This is a genomic window from Staphylococcus sp. HMSC036D05, assembly GCF_001836225.1.
GTDB lineage: Bacteria > Bacillota > Bacilli > Staphylococcales > Staphylococcaceae > Staphylococcus > Staphylococcus caprae.
Window position 1 is genome coordinate 10,455 of record NZ_KV827773.1, and the last position, 19,041, is coordinate 29,495.

The window sequence follows — 19,041 nt, forward strand, 5'->3', positions numbered from 1 at the left end:
ATCACAATGCACGAATACTTCGACACCATCACCACTGCCAACAACATTGGTCGCTTTAACGTTTAAACTAAAGTTATCTTTAAAGAATTGTTCCCCGAGTTTTTCGTATTCTTTTCGGTGTTTCTTCGCATATTCAATAGCGCTTTTTTCAGCTTTTGGCTGAAAACCTTGTCCTACATATTTACTAGCCGGCATTTCTTCGGGCACTGACTGTGACTCTTTATTTGAATCATTACTCATCGTTGAACATCCTCCTAATAATAATGATGAAACTAAAATGGAGCAGACTATTTTTTTCATGGCGCACCTCAAAAATATATTAGTTAGTATCATTCTAACTTAATTATTAAATTATATAAATAGTTTTTATAAATATATTGCATAAATAGAGTGATTTAAATATTTAAGTCTTATTTATTTACAAAAAATTAATAAACTAGAGAAGATAAAAGAGAATTTGATTAATACGATTAATTCAATGATTTATGAGAGGATTGAAGAAAATTATTAAAACTTTAAATGAAAAACATAGGAATTTATATTAAAGTTGCGTTATAAATGATTATTTAGAATAGAAATGATGTGAAATAGTGAATTTATCAAAAATGTGGATATTAGTAATAGCTATCCCATTAACAATTGTAGTTACCGTAGTAGGCGGATGGTATGGTTTAAAGCTAAATAAAGAAAAAGAGGTTAAAAATAGCTTCTCAAAGACATTGAATATGTATCCAATTAAAAATCTAGAAGATTTATATGACAAAGAGGGCTACAGAGACGAAAACTTTGATAAAAATGATAAAGGGACATGGATTTTACGATCTGATATGGCAATACAACAGAAAGATGGAGAACTACTTTCGGAGGGGATGTTGCTAAAGTTAAATAGAAATACTAAGAAAGCAAAAGGCTACTTTTTTATAATTAGATATAGCAATAACACTGATAAGTATGACTATGGAAAAAATAAAAAGAAGTACCCAGTTGAAATGAAAAATAATAAAATTTATTTAACTAAAAAGGTTAAAGATAAGAAACTTGAAGAAAAGATAAAAAACTATAAGTTTTTCTCCCAATATGCTAATTTCAAAGATTTAGATAAATATAAGAATGGAGACGTTTCCTACAATCCAGAAGTACCTGGTTACTCTGCAGAATATAAACTGAATAATAATGACTTTAATGTGAAACAGATTAGAAGTAAATATGACATTCCAACTAAGAGAGCACCTAAACTTGTTCTAAAAGGTGATGGAAAATTAAGTGGTAGCTCAATAGGTAGTCAAGATATAGAGTATATCTTTGTTAGAAATAAAAAAGATGATGTAAGTTTAATAGATAGCATTGATTTTCAACCCTCCAATTAATACCTATTAAGAGAGTAGTTACAAATTAATACCGTCAATATCTCCCCAATAAGAAATAAGCGACGATTTTTCGTCGCTTATTTTCTGTCTAAATGTATTAATTATGTTTGTTTTGTGCGTTATTGTTTTGTTGATTATTGTTCTGACTTCCTGAGTTTTGTGGGCTCGATTGTTGGTTGTTTGGTTTCTCAGATGTTGATGGGCGTGTCGTATTTTGTTGTGAATGGTTATTATTTTGATTGCTTGGTGCTGAACCTTGGCCACTTTGATTAGATGATGCATTGTTATTTGTATTGCTTTGATGAGTATTGTTCTGATATTGATTGTTGTTAGGTTGTTTCGTAGTGTTATTAGCACTGTTTGCTGATTGATTTCCGTTATAATTTCCAGAATTTGCAGGTTCTGATTGTGCATTTTCTTGACTATTAGTCATACTACTATTCTCATTATTTTGTTGATCATTGTCGTTCGATTTGTCTTTCTTTTTATGTTTTTCTTCTGTTTTTTGACTATCTTTATCAGAGTGGGAAGAGTTGCTTTTATGGTTAACTGCTGCATATATTGAAAAGCTTAACGCAATAACAAGAAGGATTACCACGATGCTTGCTAATATCTTTTTCAAAAGATTGTCCTCCGTTCAAATTAAATATTTCTGTATTCTATTATAATCATTTTTTAGGCGTAAGTAGAACTATTTTGCGATAAAAAGTGACTCAAAGTATAAACTCATTTATTTAATATATCAAAAAACTTTAAGGTGTAAATAAAAAGTTTAAATAAAAATTTGCACTTTCTGTAATAATGTTGTAATATTGTAATCGAATCGTAACATTCCTTCTTTGTTCTACATAAATAAGCGATTCTAAATAAAAAAAAGAGGAGAGATCCATTTATGAACAGAACTACCAAAGTAATCGTGTCGCCAATCTTAGCAGCCGGAACAGTATTTGGAATTGGAGTTTCAGCAGAAATGCCACAAGTCAAAGAAGCTCACGCAGCAGTTACGCCTTATTACACATATCAAGGTTATGCTGGAAATAACGCCTCATTTGTTTTAAATCAACAATTTATTACTTCGCTTAAGTATGACAATTTTACAATGAATGGAATTAAAATCCCGTACACAACTGGAAAGACAAGTGTGAATAAGTATAAAGGTACAGTTAAGAAGTATGATCAAAGTTTTAGCGGTGTAAATACTAAGAAAACGAGAGCAGGTAAAGTAGACTTTAATGTTTCAAGTTATGTATCTGTGAAACAGTTAAAACAAGCTTATGGTAAAAGTTTAAGAAAATTACCTAGTGCGAACAATGGAACTAAAATGTATGCTTATAGCCCGAATAATAAACATTACGGTATTGCATTTACAACTAAAAATAACAAAGTCACACATATTACTATTGGAACATTAGGATAATTGGGAAATCATCTAATGAGAAAATAGTTATAGGTTAATATGTAATTATTGAGTTAAAATAAAAATATAAACTATAGAAAAGAGATAACTTATCATGAAGAAAGCAACTAAATTATTATTAGCTTCTACTATTACTTTGGGAGCATTAATGGGAGCAAGCGTTACTACAGACTCACCAGTAAATGGATCAGCTCACGCAGCAACGTCACATTATTATACTTACAACGGTTATGTTGGACGCGATGCATCATTTTTATTGAATCAACAATTTATCAACGCTGTGAAGGCTGATAATGTGAAATTTAATGGGATTAAATTAGCAAAGACCTCTGGGACTAAGAAAGTTAATCTTTATGACCAAACGTTTAAAGGTGTAACTAAAACAGGTCATAGTGCTAATCAAATGCAAATTATCGTCAAAGGGAATTTATCATTAGCTCAAATAAAAAAAGCCTATGGTAAAGATTTAAAAGAAAAATCACATTGCACGCAAAAAGATGGAGGCATATTCTATTACAAGCCTACTAAAAAAAGTTTAGAAGTATGGTTTGTTGTAGATAACAACCATGTTGTCGAGGCGTCTATTGGTCACGTACCACTTACAACAAGTAAATAGTAATATTTTAAGGTGTCCGTCATTTTAATGGCGGGCATTTTTTATTCAAGGCCTCTGACAGCTCGCACGATGCAAGTGACCATTAAAATTAAACTTAGTAAATCTAATACTTTACAACCGATTCCATTAGAATATAGCCATTCAATATGGCAGAATTCCGAAATAGGTATAACTATGAATATTTTCAATAATAATAGGCTGAAAATTGCTATAATTAATTTGGGTTGAGGTTTGAACATATAGAATGACTCCTTGCCAGTATATGCTTTAAGGTTAACATAGACTCGTACATTTCTTAACTTTCTATCTATCTCAAATCAGTTGAGAGGGTAAATAATAACGTTGTGATAAAGTATTTGCACTACGGGGAAATTAATTTTAAAAAAGAAAGGGTATAGAGTCTTGGAAAGGTGGTATTCATTGATGAGTGCATTATCAAATGAAGAAAGAATTAAAATTCTATCAGATATTGTCGCAATTAAAACGGTAAACGATAATGAATTGGAAGTAGCGAAATATTTACAAACATGGTTCGACAAATATGGTATTGAATCTGAATTAGACGAAGTATCAGAAGGACGTGCCAACCTCATCGCTACAATTGGTTCAGGCAAACCAGTGATTGGCATCTCAGGTCACATGGATGTGGTCGCTGAAGGAAACCATGACGATTGGACATATGACCCGTTCCAATTAACTGAAGATAATGGCAACTTATATGGTCGTGGCGCTGCCGATATGAAATCAGGATTAGCGGCATTAGCGATTGCATTAATCGAAATTAAAGAAAGTGATCAGTTAAACAAAGGTACAATTAAATTTATGGCAACAGTCGGTGAGGAGATGGAACAAGCTGGTTCTGCTCAATTATATGAGAAAGGCTATGCCGACGATTTAGATGCGTTGCTTATTGCTGAACCTTCTTATCCTAGCTTAGTATACGCGCATAAAGGTTCAATGGACTTCCGTATTACCTCTAAAGGCAGATCATCACACAGTTCTATGCCTTTCTTAGGTGAAAATGCAATCAAACCACTTCTTGAATTTATCCAAAATATAGATAAAGAATATGAAGAATTAACAAAATCTATTAAAGGCGAGTCTTTAGATTACAGTAATATGGTAAATAAGTTAGCAGATCAATTACCTGAAAATGTTACTAAAGAACAAGCCAAAGATTTAATTGAAGGCCTAGTAATGACAAATAGTATCTTTAATGGGGGTTCACAAGTTAATTCCGTACCTGACAGTGCTACTGCAGAATTTAACGTACGTACCATTCCAGAATATAATAATGACAAAGTTAAAGAATTATTTAATAAATATTTAAAGCAAGCCAATGACAATGGTTCAAGTTTATCTCAAGAAATTTATCTTGATTTAGCACCTGTTGTAACAACTGGTAAAAACCGTTTAGTAGAATTAGGCCATGAGAAAGCAAGAGAACATTTCCCAAATGAAGAAGGTCTCATTATTACTCCAACAGTTGCGGTTACAGATGCTTCTAATCTATTACGCGGTAAAGATGAAAACTTCCCATTCTTAATGTTTGGCCCAGGTACAGGTCCTCATCAAGTAGACGAATGTGTAGATAAACAAAACTACTTAGATTTCGTGGATTATTATGTAGACTTCTTAACTTCATTCGTTGAAGAAGTTTAATGTTATTTTAAATATAGAAGAGATTTAACAATCACCTCGCTAAAATCAGTGAGGTGATTTTCATTTTAAGTGTGAGTATAAATCAATTAGGTATAATATTAAATTTATATTTATGAGTAAAAGTGAGTTGTTTGATTTTGTGAGGTGAATAAACCTCTGACAATTCACTCGAGAGACATTAGACATCAAGGTAACATGGACAATTTAGCCACCACTTATCAAACTAAATTCGATACGATTAAACTATTATGGTATGAATTTTCCTCAAATATTTTTAAATAACTAAAAAAGTACTCTCTTTTGTATATATAAATTAATTGTACGCCATCTGAATAAGGGGTATAATCTATAAGACCGTGCGACATGCCGGCGTTTTCAGAAAGAGAGGTTATTCCCATGAATACAAAGACAAAGAAAATAATTGCTTCCACTTTAGCCTTCGGTACATTACTTGGTATTGGTGCAACTTCGACACCAACTCAAGCACATGCTGCAACTCAAACTCACCAAACTACACAAACTGCATATTATACTTATAACGGTAATGCTGGTTACAATGCTAAATTTGTACTGGACAAACAATTCCGCACAGCACTTAATAAAGGTAAAGTGACGTTTAATGGCATTAAATTAGCGCCTACTAAATCTTCAAAAACTACGACTAAATATGACCAATTATTCCGTGAATATTCTAAAAAAGATAAAACTGCTTCAATTGTAGATATTTCCTTAAAAAATAAACTATCTTTAAAAGATGTTCAAGCTGCTTATGGTAAGAACCTTAAAAAAGTAAGTAATGGAAAAAATAATATGACTGGTATTTATTATGCTAAACCAGGTAAAAATGGCGCAACGATTTGGTTTGATGCTACTAAAGGTAAAATCGATCGCATAGTTATTGGTTTTGAAAAAACGAGCACAGTCAAAAAAGTAATTAAAAAATAAGTTTTTAATGCTAGACTCTCAACAGTGAGGGTCTATTTTTTCTATTTTCAAGAGGCTAAAAAGTGTGATAACTATAAAATTTAGGGAATATATTTAATGAATCATGAGGCATCTGGAGGGGATTATAATGAACTTGAATAGACTTATCAATCTCATTGAGAATAAAAAGCATAATGAGATTTACAAACTATTCTCTAAGAGTATGAAAAAATCTGTCAGTAAGCGGATGTTAAAAGAAACATTAGACCTTTATATGAAATTTGCTAAAAAGCATAAATTGTATGTAGATATTGGTAATGCATCTAGTGGTGAAAAGATTTGGTTAGATGAATATCAAAATTATGGGGTTTTTGTGCTTATAGAGGATGACGTCATTCATAGTCTTATATTAAAACCTTTATATTATTTTAAAGATAAGTGGACTCAACTTACATATAACTTGCCAATTAAAGATGAGTGGCTGGTATATTGGGGTGGAGACAATGAATTATTTAATTACCACTATAATTATGAAACGCAACGTTATGCATATGATTTAGTGAAACTTGTAAATGGAAAGACAATGTTTGATGGGGGACAATTCTGCGCTAATTATTATAGTTTTGGAGCGGATGTAGTCGCTCCGATTTATGGAGAAGTTGTCAGGGTAGTCAATCATGTGAATGATAATACACCAGGTAATACCAATGAAAATGAGCCTTTCGGAAATTACGTTATGATTAAGCATGATCGCCACGAATATAGTGTTTTAGCGCATCTAAAGAGAAATTCAATTACTGTACGTGAGGGAGATATTATTTATTCTCAAGAGGTCGTAGGACAATGCGGGAATTCAGGGAATTCGTCAGAGCCACATTTACATTTCCAAGTTATTAATGCTCCAGATTTGGAAAAGGGACAATCATTAAAAATTAAATTTGAAAATGCAACGCAACCAATTAAAGGAGAAATTTTAAAAAATTAGCATAAAAGAATCACTTAATAAATGATTAGGTGATTTTTTGTGCTTTTAAAAACCTTTATTCCCAATGGATTAAACGCAATCGTCTAACGCTAAACTATATCAAGTATAATTTAATTATTAATTTTATTACATCTTAATTAATAAAAATAACTTATATTAATCCATCAAAGTTAAAATTTTAACATAAGTGGTGAGAATAATGAACAAATTATTTATACAAATAATTTATAAGTGAAGACTGTGTGAAATAAATGAAAATTTCATTTACTTTTCAAAAAAATATAATTACGATGACACTGTAAGTTGCTTTTAAAATTTTTAAGGAGGTTACGAGATGAAGAATTTTTCGAAATTTGCACTTACAAGTATCGCAGCACTTACAGTAGCAAGCCCCTTAGTCAATACGGATGCCAATGCGAAAAAGGGATCAGCGACACAGAAAATCAATGCGGAAGTAACGCAACAAACCGATGCACCTAAAGCATTAAAAGCGTTGCCAGATTCGCAAAATGTCAAAAATCATTATAAAGATTACGCTGTTACTGATACCCAAAAAGACAACAAAGGTTTTACCCATTATACCTTACAACCTAAAGTTGGTCATACTTATGCCCCTGATAAAGAGGTAAAAGTTCATGCTAACTCAAAAGGGAAAGTCGTATTAATTAATGGTGACACTGATGCGAAAAAAGTGAAACCTACAAACAAAGTCTCTATCAACAAAGAACAAGCCTTAAGTAAAGCTTTTGAAGCAACGAACATCAACCGTGACAAAGCGAAAAATATGAAAAACGATGTGGTAAAACAAAACAAAGTTGAAATCGACGGCAAAACGAATAAATACGTGTACAACGTCGAACTTATTACTACATCGCCTAAAATTGCGCATTGGAATGTAAAAGTAGATGCGCAAACAGGAAAAGTTGTTGATAAAATGAATATGATTCATGAAGCGGCCACAACTGGTACTGGTAAAGGTGTTCTTGGAGATACGAAGAAAATCAATATTAACAGTATCGATGGCGGCTTTGCATTACAGGATTTAACGCATAAAGGACAACTTTCTGCTTATAATTATAGCGATGGTAGCGGTCAATATAGTTTAATAAAAGACAGAGACAAGAATTTCACGGATGATAATCAACGCGCTGGCGTCGATGCCAATTATCACGCTAAAGAAGTATACGATTATTATAAAGATACTTTTGGTCGTGAATCATATGATGATAAAGGAAGCCCAATTGTTTCATTAGCACATGTTAACAATTTCCAAGGTTCAGATAATAGAAATAACGCCGCATGGATTGGCGATAAAATGATATATGGTGATGGAGATGGACGTACATTTATCCCACTCTCAGGTGCTAATGATATCGTCGCTCACGAAATCACTCATGGAGTGACTCAAGAAACTGCTGGTCTAGTTTACCGTGATCAATCAGGAGCATTAAATGAAAGTTTCTCAGATGTTTTCGGTTACTTTGTAGATAATGACGATTTCTTAATGGGTGAAGATGTTTACACACCAGACCGTGATGGAGATGCATTAAGAAGTATGTCTGATCCAGAAGAATACGGTCAACCATCTCACATGGACGACTATGTAAATACAAGTTCAGATAATGGTGGTGTCCACACTAACTCAGGTATTCCAAATAAAGCAGCTTACAACACTATCCGCAGTATTGGTAAAGATAAAGCTCAACAAATTTACTACAGAGCGCTTACAGATTACTTATCTTCTAACTCAGACTTCCAAGATGCCAAAGATGCCTTACATCAATCCGCATTAGACTTATATGACGAAGAAACAGCTAATGAAATTGAAAAAGCATGGGAAGACGTTGGTGTATAATCAATTAGAATTTCAAATGTTTTAACTTAAACAAGAAGTATATGACATATTAACGGAACGAAAATCAAACGCCTTAATAAACAAGAATTAATGTTAAACACTTACAATGCTACTCGCCTCAATATAGACATTGTTGACCTCACTGGCTCCTTGCTCTTGATTAGAGCAGGGGGCTTTTTAATTTCGAGAGGGGAGACTGCGGGTTGTCTGACTGTAGTGACCCTTCCCTCCTAGCAAGTTGGTTTAATCACGTTCATATATTGTGTCTTTCGCAACTTTTTATCTTAAGCCGAACATGTTATAAAGAAATTAACAGAAATGATGCTTAAGGTGTTAATCAATAGAAGATCCGATTGATTAGGAGTGAGCTTTTGAAAAAAATTCATTCTAAATTATCAATAAAAGATATTCTGCTAATTATCATATACATATTTATTGCTGTTACATGTTTTTTAATTACATTCGACATTATAGAGTTACCTTTAAAACATGCAAATAAAGTAGCTACTATTTTTACGATTATTGTTTTTATAAGTTTAATTAGAACTAATAATAAGAAACGTAAACGAGATGAATCATAGTTTCTAAATGAAAAGGGAACAAATTAAGCTAATCTCTAAATGAAATTCACTCATTTAGGTTATATTTTAATCATCATACTCATAACATCTTCTCATTCGCTCATTATTTCTAATTTGTCACAAAATTTTACATACTTTCTCATAATCTTTTAACAATAGAATGATAAATTATTATTAAATAAAAAGAATTTTTAATATATAACTCAATTTAAATTAGATGTAAAGAGGAGTTTATCATTAATGAAAAAAAGCAAACGACAAGATTTAGTGACCATGATTGTTAAACAAAATCACATCTATAAAAAAGCAGATATCGTCGATTACATAGATGATCACTTCGGCATACGCTATAGCATGACGACCATCGCCAGAGACCTTAGAGAACTCAATATCTTCCGCCTCCCAGCCGATGCAAAACAGTTTGAATATAAAATCCTTAATAATCAATCACAAATTGACGCCAAAATAAAACTAGATGATTATCTCGAAACAGAAATCATTAACACTGTGATTAAAGAATCATATATACTAATTAAGACGTCACCAGGATTTGCACAAAGCATCAATTACTACATTGATCAATTACAACTTAAAGAAATCATCGGTACCATCAGTGGTAATGATACAATTATGATACTTACACATTCTAAGGCACTGGCAGAGTACGTGTATTATAAAATATTTAATCATAATTATTCATAAAACTTCATAATTAAATAATTTAAATCTTAAACCTGGTAAACGCTTTAATTACGTTTGCTAGGTTTTTTGTTTTACAAAAAGATTGACTTCACATAATGACTAACTATTCATTTAAGTGAATAAAAAACTTTTTATCGAAACATTCATTATTTCATATTAATTGAATATTCATTTTCCATACGGAATAACAGTATAAAAATGTATATTCAAACACATAAGTGTATTGAATAACCAAATTGTACAAAACTTTCCACATCGAACTTGTGAATATAATCACATAAACAATCGCAAATTCGCTATACACTCAAGCTGTAGTTATAGAAAAGGAGGAAATGAATATGGCAAATGGACCCATTCAAGTAAACAGTGAAATTGGTAAACTTAAAACCGTTTTGCTTAAACGTCCTGGTAAAGAGTTGGAAAATTTAGTTCCAGACTATTTAGATGGACTATTGTTTGACGATATTCCTTATTTAAAGGTGGCGCAACAAGAGCATGACCGGTTCGCCAAAGTGTTACAAGATGAAGGAGTAGAAGTACTTTACTTAGAGCAATTAGCTGCAGAGAGCATTGAAGATTCAAATATTAGAGAACAATTTATCAATGATGTTCTAGCAGAATCTCGTAAAACAATTCTTGGTCATGAAAAAGAAATTAAAAAATTATTCTCTACATTGTCAAACCAAGAATTAATTAACAAAGTCATGGCTGGTGTGCGAAAAGAAGAAATTAAATTAGAATCTACACACTTAGTTGAGTACATGGATGACAAATATCCATTCTACTTAGACCCAATGCCAAACTTATACTTCACACGTGACCCACAAGCATCAGTAGGACGAGGCATGACAGTGAATCGTATGTTTTGGAGAGCAAGACGTCGAGAATCCATCTTCATTTCATATATTTTAAAATATCATCCTCGCTTTAAAGATGCAGATGTACCTGTATGGTTAGACCGTGACTGTCCTTTCAATATAGAAGGGGGAGACGAACTCGTACTTTCTAAAGATGTACTTGCAATCGGAATTTCAGAACGTACGTCAGCTCAAGCCATCGAACGTTTGGCACGACGTATTTTCCAAGATCCATTATCAACTTTCAAAAAAGTCGTAGCGATAGAAATTCCAACAAGTCGTACATTCATGCATTTAGATACAGTATGTACTATGATTGACTATGATAAGTTCACAACGCACTCAGCGATTCTTAAAGCAGAAGGTAATATGAATATCTTCGTTATTGAATACGATGAATCTGGAAATGATATCAAAATTTCACACTCAAGTCATCTTAAACAAACGTTAGAAGAGGTGCTTGGCGTCGACAATATCGAATTAATCCCTACAGGTAATGGCGATGTCATTGATGGCGCGCGTGAACAATGGAATGACGGTTCTAACACATTGTGTATCCGTCCTGGAGTTGTAGTCACATATGATCGTAACTATGTATCTAATGAATTGTTAAGAAAACACGGCATCAAAGTAATTGAAATACCTGGAAGCGAGCTTGTTCGCGGACGTGGGGGCCCAAGATGTATGAGCCAACCACTATTTAGAGAAGATTTATAGTATAGTTATATTGTAATTGGAAACGTTTTCGAAAGCGCATAAATAAACATATCATTGCACCTATTGAAGACGATGATCAATTTTATAGCGACTCATTAAATGAAAGGAGCGTATATTATGGAGAAAATCCGGAAACCATTCGACTTAAAAGGTAGATCACTACTTAAGGAAAGTGATTTTACCAAGGAAGAATTTGAAGGTTTAATCGATTTTGCCATGACGTTAAAAACGTATAAACAACAAGGCACAAAGCATCATTATTTAGAAGGTAAAAACATCGCATTACTATTCGAGAAAACGTCAACTCGTACGCGTGCTGCATTCACAGTCGCATCTATCGATTTAGGTGCACATCCTGAATTTTTAGGTAAAAATGATATTCAATTAGGTAAAAAAGAATCCGTAGAAGATACTGCGAAAGTGCTAGGTAGAATGTTTGATGGTATAGAGTTTAGAGGATTCTCACAAGAGACAGTAGAACAACTTGCTGAATTCTCTGGTGTACCAGTTTGGAATGGATTAACTGATGAATGGCACCCAACTCAAATGTTAGCAGACTTTATGACGATTAAAGAAAATTTCGGACATCTTGAAGGTATTAATTTAACTTACGTTGGAGATGGACGTAATAATATGGCACATTCATTAATGGTGGCAGGCGCAATGCTTGGTGTTAACGTGAGAATCTGTACACCTAAAGCTTTAAGCCCTAAAGAAGCATATGTCGACCTTGCCAAAGACCGAGCTTCTAAGTATGGTGGTTCTGTTCTCGTTACTGACAAAATTGATGAAGCGGTTAAAGGCGCAGATGTTATATATACAGATGTCTGGGTTTCAATGGGCGAAGAAAGTGAATTTGAAGAACGGATTAACTTGTTGAAGGACTATCAGGTCAACAAAGCTATGTTCGATTTAACTGGTAAGGACGATACCATTTTCCTACATTGTTTACCAGCATTCCATGATACACAAACTCAATACGGTCAAGATATATATGAGAAATATGGACTAAGTGAAATGGAAGTTACAGACGAAATCTTTAGAAGTGAGCACTCTAAAGTATTTGACCAAGCTGAGAATCGTATGCATACGATTAAAGCTGTGATGGCTGCGACATTAGGCTAGGTTAAATCAAATTACTATAACAGGGACGATAGATATACGCTAATTTCCCAAACCACTCCCAACGAAACGATGCATTAAATAGCGTACATCTATGTGTCCCTACTTCTAAAGGAGAAATGAATATGAGCGAATCAGGAGAAAATAAGTTAAGTCAATCATCATTGATAGGTCTCGTTATAGGATCAATGATTGGTGGCGGTGCATTCAACCTCATGTCTGATATGGGTGGCCAAGCCGGTGGTCTCGCAATTATTATCGGATGGATTATTACAGCTATAGGCATGATTTCATTAGCTTTTGTATTCCAAAATCTAACGAATGAACGTCCTGATCTCGATGGTGGTATTTATAGTTATGCACAAGCTGGATTTGGTGACTTTATAGGTTTTGCCAGTGCATGGGGATATTGGTTCTCTGCATTTTTAGGCAACGTCGCTTACGCAACACTATTGATGTCTTCAGTAGGGAACTTCTTCCCAATTTTCAAAGGTGGTAACACATTCCCAAGTATACTTGTTGCCTCAATTTTATTATGGGGTGTTCACTTCCTTATACTAAAAGGTGTAGAAACTGCGGCATTTATTAATAGTATTGTAACCGTTGCGAAGTTAATACCTATTCTACTCGTTGTCATTTGTATGTTAGTTGCCTTTAATTTTGGTACTTTCAAAGAAGGGTTTTTCGGCATGAATGCACACGGTGCGTTACCATTTAGCTTTGGAAACACAATGTCTCAAGTGAAAAGTACAATGCTTGTAACCGTATGGGTATTCATCGGAATAGAAGGTGCTGTCGTCTTCTCAAGTCGTGCTAAACGTAAGAAAGATGTAGGTACTGCTACAGTGATAGGATTAATTTCAGTATTACTCATATATTTCTTATTAACTGTACTTGCCCAAGGCGTTATCATTCAGAACCATATCTCTAAATTGGAAGCACCGTCTATGGCACACGTACTTTCATACATTGTCGGCGACTGGGGTTCAACACTAGTTAACATTGGCTTAATTATCTCAGTATTAGGCGCATGGTTAGGTTGGACATTACTCGCTGGTGAATTGCCATTTATCGTTGCGAAAGATGGGTTATTCCCTAAATGGTTTGCTAAGGAAAATGAAAACGGCGCACCTGTGAATGCGTTATTAATCACGAACATATTAGTTCAAATTTTCTTAATTAGTATGTTGTTCACTGATAGCGCGTACCAATTTGCATTTTCACTAGCATCAAGTGCCATTCTTTATCCGTACATGTTTAGCGCATTTTATCAAGTTAAATATACAATTGAACATAAACAACATGCGACACCAAAACAATGGACAATTGGTATACTCGCATCTGTTTACGCAATATGGTTAGTCTATGCAGCAGGATTTGACTATTTATTATTAACGATGTTGCTTTATATTCCAGGGCTTATCGTTTATTCAATCGTTCAGAAAAACAACCGAAGACGTTTAACACGCGTAGATTATATCTTCTTCGCAATCATCATAGTTCTAGCAATTGTGGGACTAGTTCGACTATGTAGCGGCGCGATTAATGTATTCTAGATAAAGGAGCGATGAGTTATGAATAAAAAAATTGTCATCGCATTAGGCGGTAATGCGATTCAGACATCTGAAGGTTCAGCAGAAGCACAACGACGGGCGATTCACATGACTATGCAATCACTTAAACCTTTATTTCAATCAAATAATGATATCGTGATTTCACATGGTAATGGCCCTCAAATAGGCAATTTACTCATTCAACAATCTAAATCAGACAGCGCACAGACTCCTGCTATGCCACTCGATGTATGTGGGTCTATGACGCAAGGTATGATAGGCTATTGGTTAGAGACCGAAATTAACCGAGCATTATCAGAAATTGGTAGCGATCGAGCAGTTGGAACAATTATTACTCGTGTAGAGGTTGATAAAGATGATCCTCGATTCAACCGCCCAACAAAACCGATTGGTCCGTTTTATACTGAGGAAGAAATGCACGCTTTAAAAGAAGCACAACCTGAAGCGATTTATAAAGCAGATTCTGCAGGTCGAGGATATAGAAAGGTTGTTGCCTCACCATTACCAATTTCTATTCTAGAACACCAATTAATTAGCACACTTGTCGAACAGAAAAATATTATCATCGCTTGTGGTGGCGGGGGTGTGCCAGTTGTGAAGAGTGAACACACATATGAAGGTGTCGAAGCGGTTATTGATAAAGACTTTGCTAGTGAAAAATTAGCAGCTCTCATTGACGCAGATACGTTGATGATACTAACAAATGTAGAACACGTGTATATTAATTTTAAAGAACCAAATGAAGAAAAGTTAACAGACATTGATATTGAAACTTTAAAACGTTATGCGAATGAAGGTAAGTTCGCTGAAGGTTCGATGTTGCCGAAGATTGAAGCGGCAATTGAATTTGTTGAAAGTGGAAATGATAAAGAAGCAATTATCACTAATTTAGAAAATGCTTATCATGCGTTCGACAAGCAAGCGGGTACACATATTCACAAATAAATGTTGAATAATCAAGCTATTGGAACCATAAGAACGATGGCCCCCTCCCCTTAATCAATAAACATCTATGAAGTGGCGTTTCTTTGACACTTTAACGCCAACTTCATATTAGAAAGATGTATAGCGTTCTCCCTTTCAATAGCTTTAGGTAGTAAGGAGTTTATGTTATGGCTGGAAATCAAATTTTTTGTAGAGAAAATGAACTTGATGAAAGTTTCAAACAACTTGCGTCTTATATTCATATACCTGTTGGCGTTTTACTTCCGTTTAAAAGCCAGTGTTTTGTTAGGCATTATAGTAAGGGACAAGTGATTTACTTTTCATCAGACGAAACGACACACGTTTATTTATTATTACAAGGAAATATCATGAGAGAGAATTTTAATTTAAATGGCGACATGTATCGTTATTTAAATAGAGAAAAAGTGCTGTTCCCGTTGAATAATTTATTTCAAGATAAAGTGCCAAATGAAATGTGTACGGCTTTGACGGATTGTGAAGTCATAGGCATTCCTCGTGATTTAATTGAATACCTGTGCAAAACGCATGAAGATATCTTCGTAAGGTTATTTGAATTACTGAGTGAAACCCAATGTCAGCACATTGAATATAATATGGCGTTAACCAGCAAGCTTGCGAAAGAACGCGTGACTAAGATTTTACGTTATCTATGCCACACTGTCGGATACGATAATGAAGAATTCTACGAAATAAAACAATTTATGACAATACAACTGTTAAGTGATATGGCAGGCATATCTCGAGAAACAACAGGACATATTATTAATGAGCTTCGAAAAGATAAAGTTCTATTTAAAAGTAATAAAAATTGGTTGATCAGCAAAGAATTATAAAGACGAATTTTAAATTTGAAATTTCGATTTGAAGAAATTTTCATTTTGCCATTCTAGTTAAAACACACTCTAAATTAAATATATATTCTATTAAAGCATTAGTTGAATTACTTTCTAGCGAAATAATTCTGACTAGTGCTTTTATATTTTAAAAGAAATTAATGCCGATTTAATAATATATGTATACACTACATAAATTAAATTATAATTAAATATTAAAACATACAACCAAAAACAATTGCATTTCATATAAAGATTATCATTAATTTTTAAATTAACTCTTTTATATAATCGAGAAATGTAGTATTCTTTATCTTGTGATTAAATTAAAATCACAAATTTTTTTAGGAAGTGATGTATTTTGAGAAAAAGGATGGATTTCGTGCCTAACAGGCATAACAAGTATTCCATTAGAAGATTTACAGTAGGAACGGCATCAATTTTAGTTGGTGCAACAATAATTTTTGGAGTTGATCATGAAGCAAAAGCGGCTGAGCATTCTACCGACACTGCTTCACTCACTTCAAACAATGAGGAAGCTTCGAATAGTAGCCCAGTTGGACAGCTAGGAGATACTCAAAAAAAGACTCATACCACACAAAACAACCATAACGTCCAACAACTAGATAATCAGTCAGATGAAGTTGGCACATCATTAAAAGCCCAAAACAATGATGCCCAATCAGCAGAGAAAACTTCGACTGAAACGTCTAAAGAAGTAATGCAAAATCACACACGCAATGCTAAAGATTTATCAGGTGACGCCCAATCAACTGATAACACAACAGAAAAGCAACAAGAAGTAAAAAATAATAATTCAAATCAAGAAACATTAACAACAAACAATCAAACAACAAAAAATACTCATAAAGTTTCTCGAGATGAAGATGTAGAACAAGCGAATAAACAATCAACAAATCATAACGTGAAAGAAACTGAGCAAACAGTTCAAAGAACTAAAGCCCAAAACCTTGAACTGCAAGCATCAGCAACACAAAATTCACAGTCACAAACATCGCAAAGTTCAAATCGTGTTTCACCTCAAGAGCAGGTTGCAGAAACTTATAGCCCTCAAGATAGTGCTTCAACTCGTAACCAATCAACTCAAAAGTCAGTTAATAAAGTTAATGGATTAAACAATTCTAATACTCGACATCATTCGTTATCCAACTCACCGATAGATGATCAAGCGAATGAAAAGAATGCAATACAAGTTCAAGCTACACCTAGAACAGTTTCAAGATTTGCACAGCCTGTAAGTAGAGCTGCAACAAATGAAGCGAATTCAGAACAACAAGGTTCTAACGTTAACGATAAAATAAATGTTGATAGTTTTAATGTGTCGAAAAAGTCTTTTGACCCTAACCATAGTGGCTATTCAGATTTAAATGCATCATTTAGCGTGAATGGAAAGATTAAAGAAGGCGATTATTTTACTGTTAAATATCCACAACGTGTTACTGTTAATGGTGATGTAAATTATGAGAAACTTAATAATCAAATGAAGGTTAAGCCATTAACAAATGCCAATGGAGAAGTGGTAGCTAATGGTATTTATGATGTAAATAGTAAGACGGTAAAATATACTTTTACGAATTTCGTTAATGACAGAAATAATATTAAAGGGAACTTCAAGTTGCCAATTTTCACAGATAGAAAGAATACGCCTCATAGTGGTAACTACAGCAGTACATTTAATATAGCTGATAAGAATTACACTGAGACTTTGAATATTAGTTACGATTCACCGTACCAAGGTATAAAAGACGCTTATGGACCAAATATTAGTTCGTTTATAACAGATATCGATTTGCATTCAGGCAGTGAAGACTTTAAGCAAAAGATTTATGTTAATCCTATGGAAAATACATTATATAATTCAAATGTGCGTATTCAGGGTTATCAAACTGATCAAAGTAAATCAAGTACAATTATTGATAAAAATACAAAATTCAAAATTTACCAAGTGAAAGACGCAAGTCAATTGAGTGAGAGTTATTATAACGATACTAATAGTTCAAACTTAGTAGATGTCACAAATAATTTTAATGGATGGATTACTTACAATAGTGATAACTCTGTTAACATTCAATTTGGTCATATTGATGGCGCTTATATTATCGAAGTTGAAGGTAAATATGATAGTAAGAGTGGCCAAAATGTTAAGACTAGAGTTTCAGAAACGAATGATACTGTAAGTGGCGTGAGAAGACAGTTCTATTGGGATAACGAAAATATAGTTAAACCAACAGATGGTTCGGCTGATGGGGATTTAGTGGTCGGCAGTGATTCAGATTCAGATAGCGATTCCGATTCAGACAGCGACTCAGACTCTGATAGTGACTCAGATTCAGATAGCGATTCCGATTCAGACAGCGACTCAGACTCTGATAGCGATTCCGATTCAGACAGCGACTCAGACTCTGATAGTGACTCAGATTCAGACAGTGACTCAGATTCAGACAGTGACTCGGATTCAGACAGCGACTCGGATTCAGATAGCGACTCCGATTCGGATAGTGGCTCAGACTCAGACTGTGGCTCAGACTCAGACTGTGATTCAGATTCCGACTGTGGTTCAGACTCAGATTGTGGCTCAGACTCCGATTGTGGTTCAGACTCAGATTGTGGCTCAGACTCAGACTGTGATTCAGATTCCGATTGCGGTTCAGACTCAGATTGTGGCTCCGACTCAGATAGTGATTCAGATTCAGACAGTGATTCCGACTCAGATAGTGATTCCGACTCAGATTGTGGCTCCGACTCAGATTGTGATTCCGACTCAGACAGCGATTCTGATTCCGACAGTGACTCTGATTCAGATAGTGATTCCGACTCAGATAGTGACTCCGATTCAGACAGC

At 33.9% G+C, this 19,041-nt stretch carries 16 protein-coding genes; 14 read left to right on the plus strand and 2 right to left on the minus strand.

Features of this window, described 5'->3' with window-relative positions; genetic code table 11:
- Positions 1-300: DUF1672 family protein (locus HMPREF2580_RS00630; RefSeq protein ID WP_141756845.1), on the minus strand; the 300-nt coding region annotated here is incomplete at its 3' end.
- 305 nt (positions 301-605) lie between these two features.
- On the opposite strand from HMPREF2580_RS00630, the gene HMPREF2580_RS00635 reads away from it, so the two are divergent.
- The gene (locus HMPREF2580_RS00635; protein ID WP_070830035.1) at positions 606-1,367 is read left to right on the plus strand and encodes a tandem-type lipoprotein; all 762 of its coding nucleotides are present in this window, start codon (positions 606-608) and stop codon (positions 1,365-1,367) included.
- A gap of 97 nt (positions 1,368-1,464) precedes the next feature.
- Here HMPREF2580_RS00635 and HMPREF2580_RS00640 read toward each other — a convergent pair whose 3' ends face one another.
- Complete coding sequence (locus tag HMPREF2580_RS00640) at positions 1,465-1,989, minus strand: hypothetical protein (protein ID WP_070830036.1); 525 nt, start codon at positions 1,987-1,989, stop codon at positions 1,465-1,467.
- Positions 1,990-2,259: 270 nt separating this feature from the next.
- Here HMPREF2580_RS00640 and HMPREF2580_RS00645 point away from each other — a divergent pair, with 270 nt between their 5' ends.
- From HMPREF2580_RS00645 to HMPREF2580_RS00715, 13 genes are all read left to right on the plus strand, one after another.
- Entirely contained in the window at positions 2,260-2,784 is a 525-nt protein-coding gene (locus HMPREF2580_RS00645) for an immunodominant staphylococcal antigen IsaB family protein (protein ID WP_070830037.1), read from the plus strand.
- Positions 2,785-2,878: 94 nt separating this feature from the next.
- Entirely contained in the window at positions 2,879-3,400 is a 522-nt protein-coding gene (locus tag HMPREF2580_RS00650) for an immunodominant staphylococcal antigen IsaB family protein (RefSeq protein WP_070830038.1), read from the plus strand.
- A gap of 423 nt (positions 3,401-3,823) precedes the next feature.
- The gene (locus HMPREF2580_RS00660) at positions 3,824-5,062 is read left to right on the plus strand and encodes an ArgE/DapE family deacylase (RefSeq protein ID WP_070830039.1); all 1,239 of its coding nucleotides are present in this window, start codon (positions 3,824-3,826) and stop codon (positions 5,060-5,062) included.
- Between the two features lie 396 nt (positions 5,063-5,458).
- Complete coding sequence (locus tag HMPREF2580_RS00665; protein WP_070830040.1) at positions 5,459-6,007, plus strand: immunodominant staphylococcal antigen IsaB family protein; 549 nt, start codon at positions 5,459-5,461, stop codon at positions 6,005-6,007.
- 127 nt (positions 6,008-6,134) lie between these two features.
- Positions 6,135-6,971 (plus strand): M23 family metallopeptidase, encoded by an 837-nt coding sequence (locus HMPREF2580_RS00670; RefSeq protein ID WP_070830041.1) that lies wholly within the window; start codon positions 6,135-6,137, stop codon positions 6,969-6,971.
- 334 nt (positions 6,972-7,305) lie between these two features.
- On the plus strand, positions 7,306-8,826 hold the full coding sequence (locus HMPREF2580_RS00675) for a M4 family metallopeptidase (protein WP_070830042.1): 1,521 nt from the start codon (positions 7,306-7,308) through the stop codon (positions 8,824-8,826).
- Positions 8,827-9,647: 821 nt separating this feature from the next.
- Positions 9,648-10,109 carry an arginine repressor gene (locus HMPREF2580_RS00685; RefSeq protein WP_002444616.1) on the plus strand — a complete coding sequence of 154 codons (462 nt, stop codon included), beginning with the start codon at positions 9,648-9,650 and terminating at the stop codon, positions 10,107-10,109.
- Between the two features lie 338 nt (positions 10,110-10,447).
- Positions 10,448-11,683, plus strand: coding sequence for an arginine deiminase (gene arcA, locus HMPREF2580_RS00690; protein ID WP_037541728.1), 1,236 nt, complete (start codon positions 10,448-10,450; stop codon positions 11,681-11,683).
- 117 nt (positions 11,684-11,800) lie between these two features.
- Positions 11,801-12,808, plus strand: coding sequence for an ornithine carbamoyltransferase (gene argF, locus HMPREF2580_RS00695; protein ID WP_070830044.1), 1,008 nt, complete (start codon positions 11,801-11,803; stop codon positions 12,806-12,808).
- 122 nt (positions 12,809-12,930) lie between these two features.
- A complete protein-coding gene (gene arcD, locus HMPREF2580_RS00700; RefSeq protein WP_070830045.1) occupies positions 12,931-14,361 on the plus strand; it encodes an arginine-ornithine antiporter in 1,431 nt (476 codons plus the stop codon).
- An 18-nt stretch (positions 14,362-14,379) separates the two neighbouring features.
- The gene (gene arcC / locus HMPREF2580_RS00705) at positions 14,380-15,324 is read left to right on the plus strand and encodes a carbamate kinase (protein ID WP_044466377.1); all 945 of its coding nucleotides are present in this window, start codon (positions 14,380-14,382) and stop codon (positions 15,322-15,324) included.
- 167 nt (positions 15,325-15,491) lie between these two features.
- Entirely contained in the window at positions 15,492-16,178 is a 687-nt protein-coding gene (locus tag HMPREF2580_RS00710) for a Crp/Fnr family transcriptional regulator (RefSeq protein WP_070830046.1), read from the plus strand.
- Positions 16,179-16,551: 373 nt separating this feature from the next.
- On the plus strand, positions 16,552-19,041 hold a 2,490-nt coding region (locus tag HMPREF2580_RS00715), incomplete at its 3' end, for a fibrinogen-binding adhesin SdrG C-terminal domain-containing protein (protein ID WP_083321644.1).

What these genes read in the sequence shown, in the direction of transcription:
- HMPREF2580_RS00635 (WP_070830035.1), top strand. Translation starts at nt 606, where the DNA reads ATGTGGATATTAGTAATAGCTATCCCATTAACAATTGTAGTTACCGTA.
- HMPREF2580_RS00645 (WP_070830037.1), top strand. Translation starts at nt 2,260, where the DNA reads ATGAACAGAACTACCAAAGTAATCGTGTCGCCAATCTTAGCAGCCGGA.
- HMPREF2580_RS00650 (WP_070830038.1), top strand. Translation starts at nt 2,879, where the DNA reads ATGAAGAAAGCAACTAAATTATTATTAGCTTCTACTATTACTTTGGGA.
- HMPREF2580_RS00660 (WP_070830039.1), top strand. Translation starts at nt 3,824, where the DNA reads ATGAGTGCATTATCAAATGAAGAAAGAATTAAAATTCTATCAGATATT.
- HMPREF2580_RS00665 (WP_070830040.1), top strand. Translation starts at nt 5,459, where the DNA reads ATGAATACAAAGACAAAGAAAATAATTGCTTCCACTTTAGCCTTCGGT.
- HMPREF2580_RS00670 (WP_070830041.1), top strand. Translation starts at nt 6,135, where the DNA reads ATGAACTTGAATAGACTTATCAATCTCATTGAGAATAAAAAGCATAAT.
- HMPREF2580_RS00675 (WP_070830042.1), top strand. Translation starts at nt 7,306, where the DNA reads ATGAAGAATTTTTCGAAATTTGCACTTACAAGTATCGCAGCACTTACA.
- HMPREF2580_RS00685 (WP_002444616.1), top strand. Translation starts at nt 9,648, where the DNA reads ATGAAAAAAAGCAAACGACAAGATTTAGTGACCATGATTGTTAAACAA.
- arcA (WP_037541728.1), top strand. Translation starts at nt 10,448, where the DNA reads ATGGCAAATGGACCCATTCAAGTAAACAGTGAAATTGGTAAACTTAAA.
- argF (WP_070830044.1), top strand. Translation starts at nt 11,801, where the DNA reads ATGGAGAAAATCCGGAAACCATTCGACTTAAAAGGTAGATCACTACTT.
- arcD (WP_070830045.1), top strand. Translation starts at nt 12,931, where the DNA reads ATGAGCGAATCAGGAGAAAATAAGTTAAGTCAATCATCATTGATAGGT.
- arcC (WP_044466377.1), top strand. Translation starts at nt 14,380, where the DNA reads ATGAATAAAAAAATTGTCATCGCATTAGGCGGTAATGCGATTCAGACA.
- HMPREF2580_RS00710 (WP_070830046.1), top strand. Translation starts at nt 15,492, where the DNA reads ATGGCTGGAAATCAAATTTTTTGTAGAGAAAATGAACTTGATGAAAGT.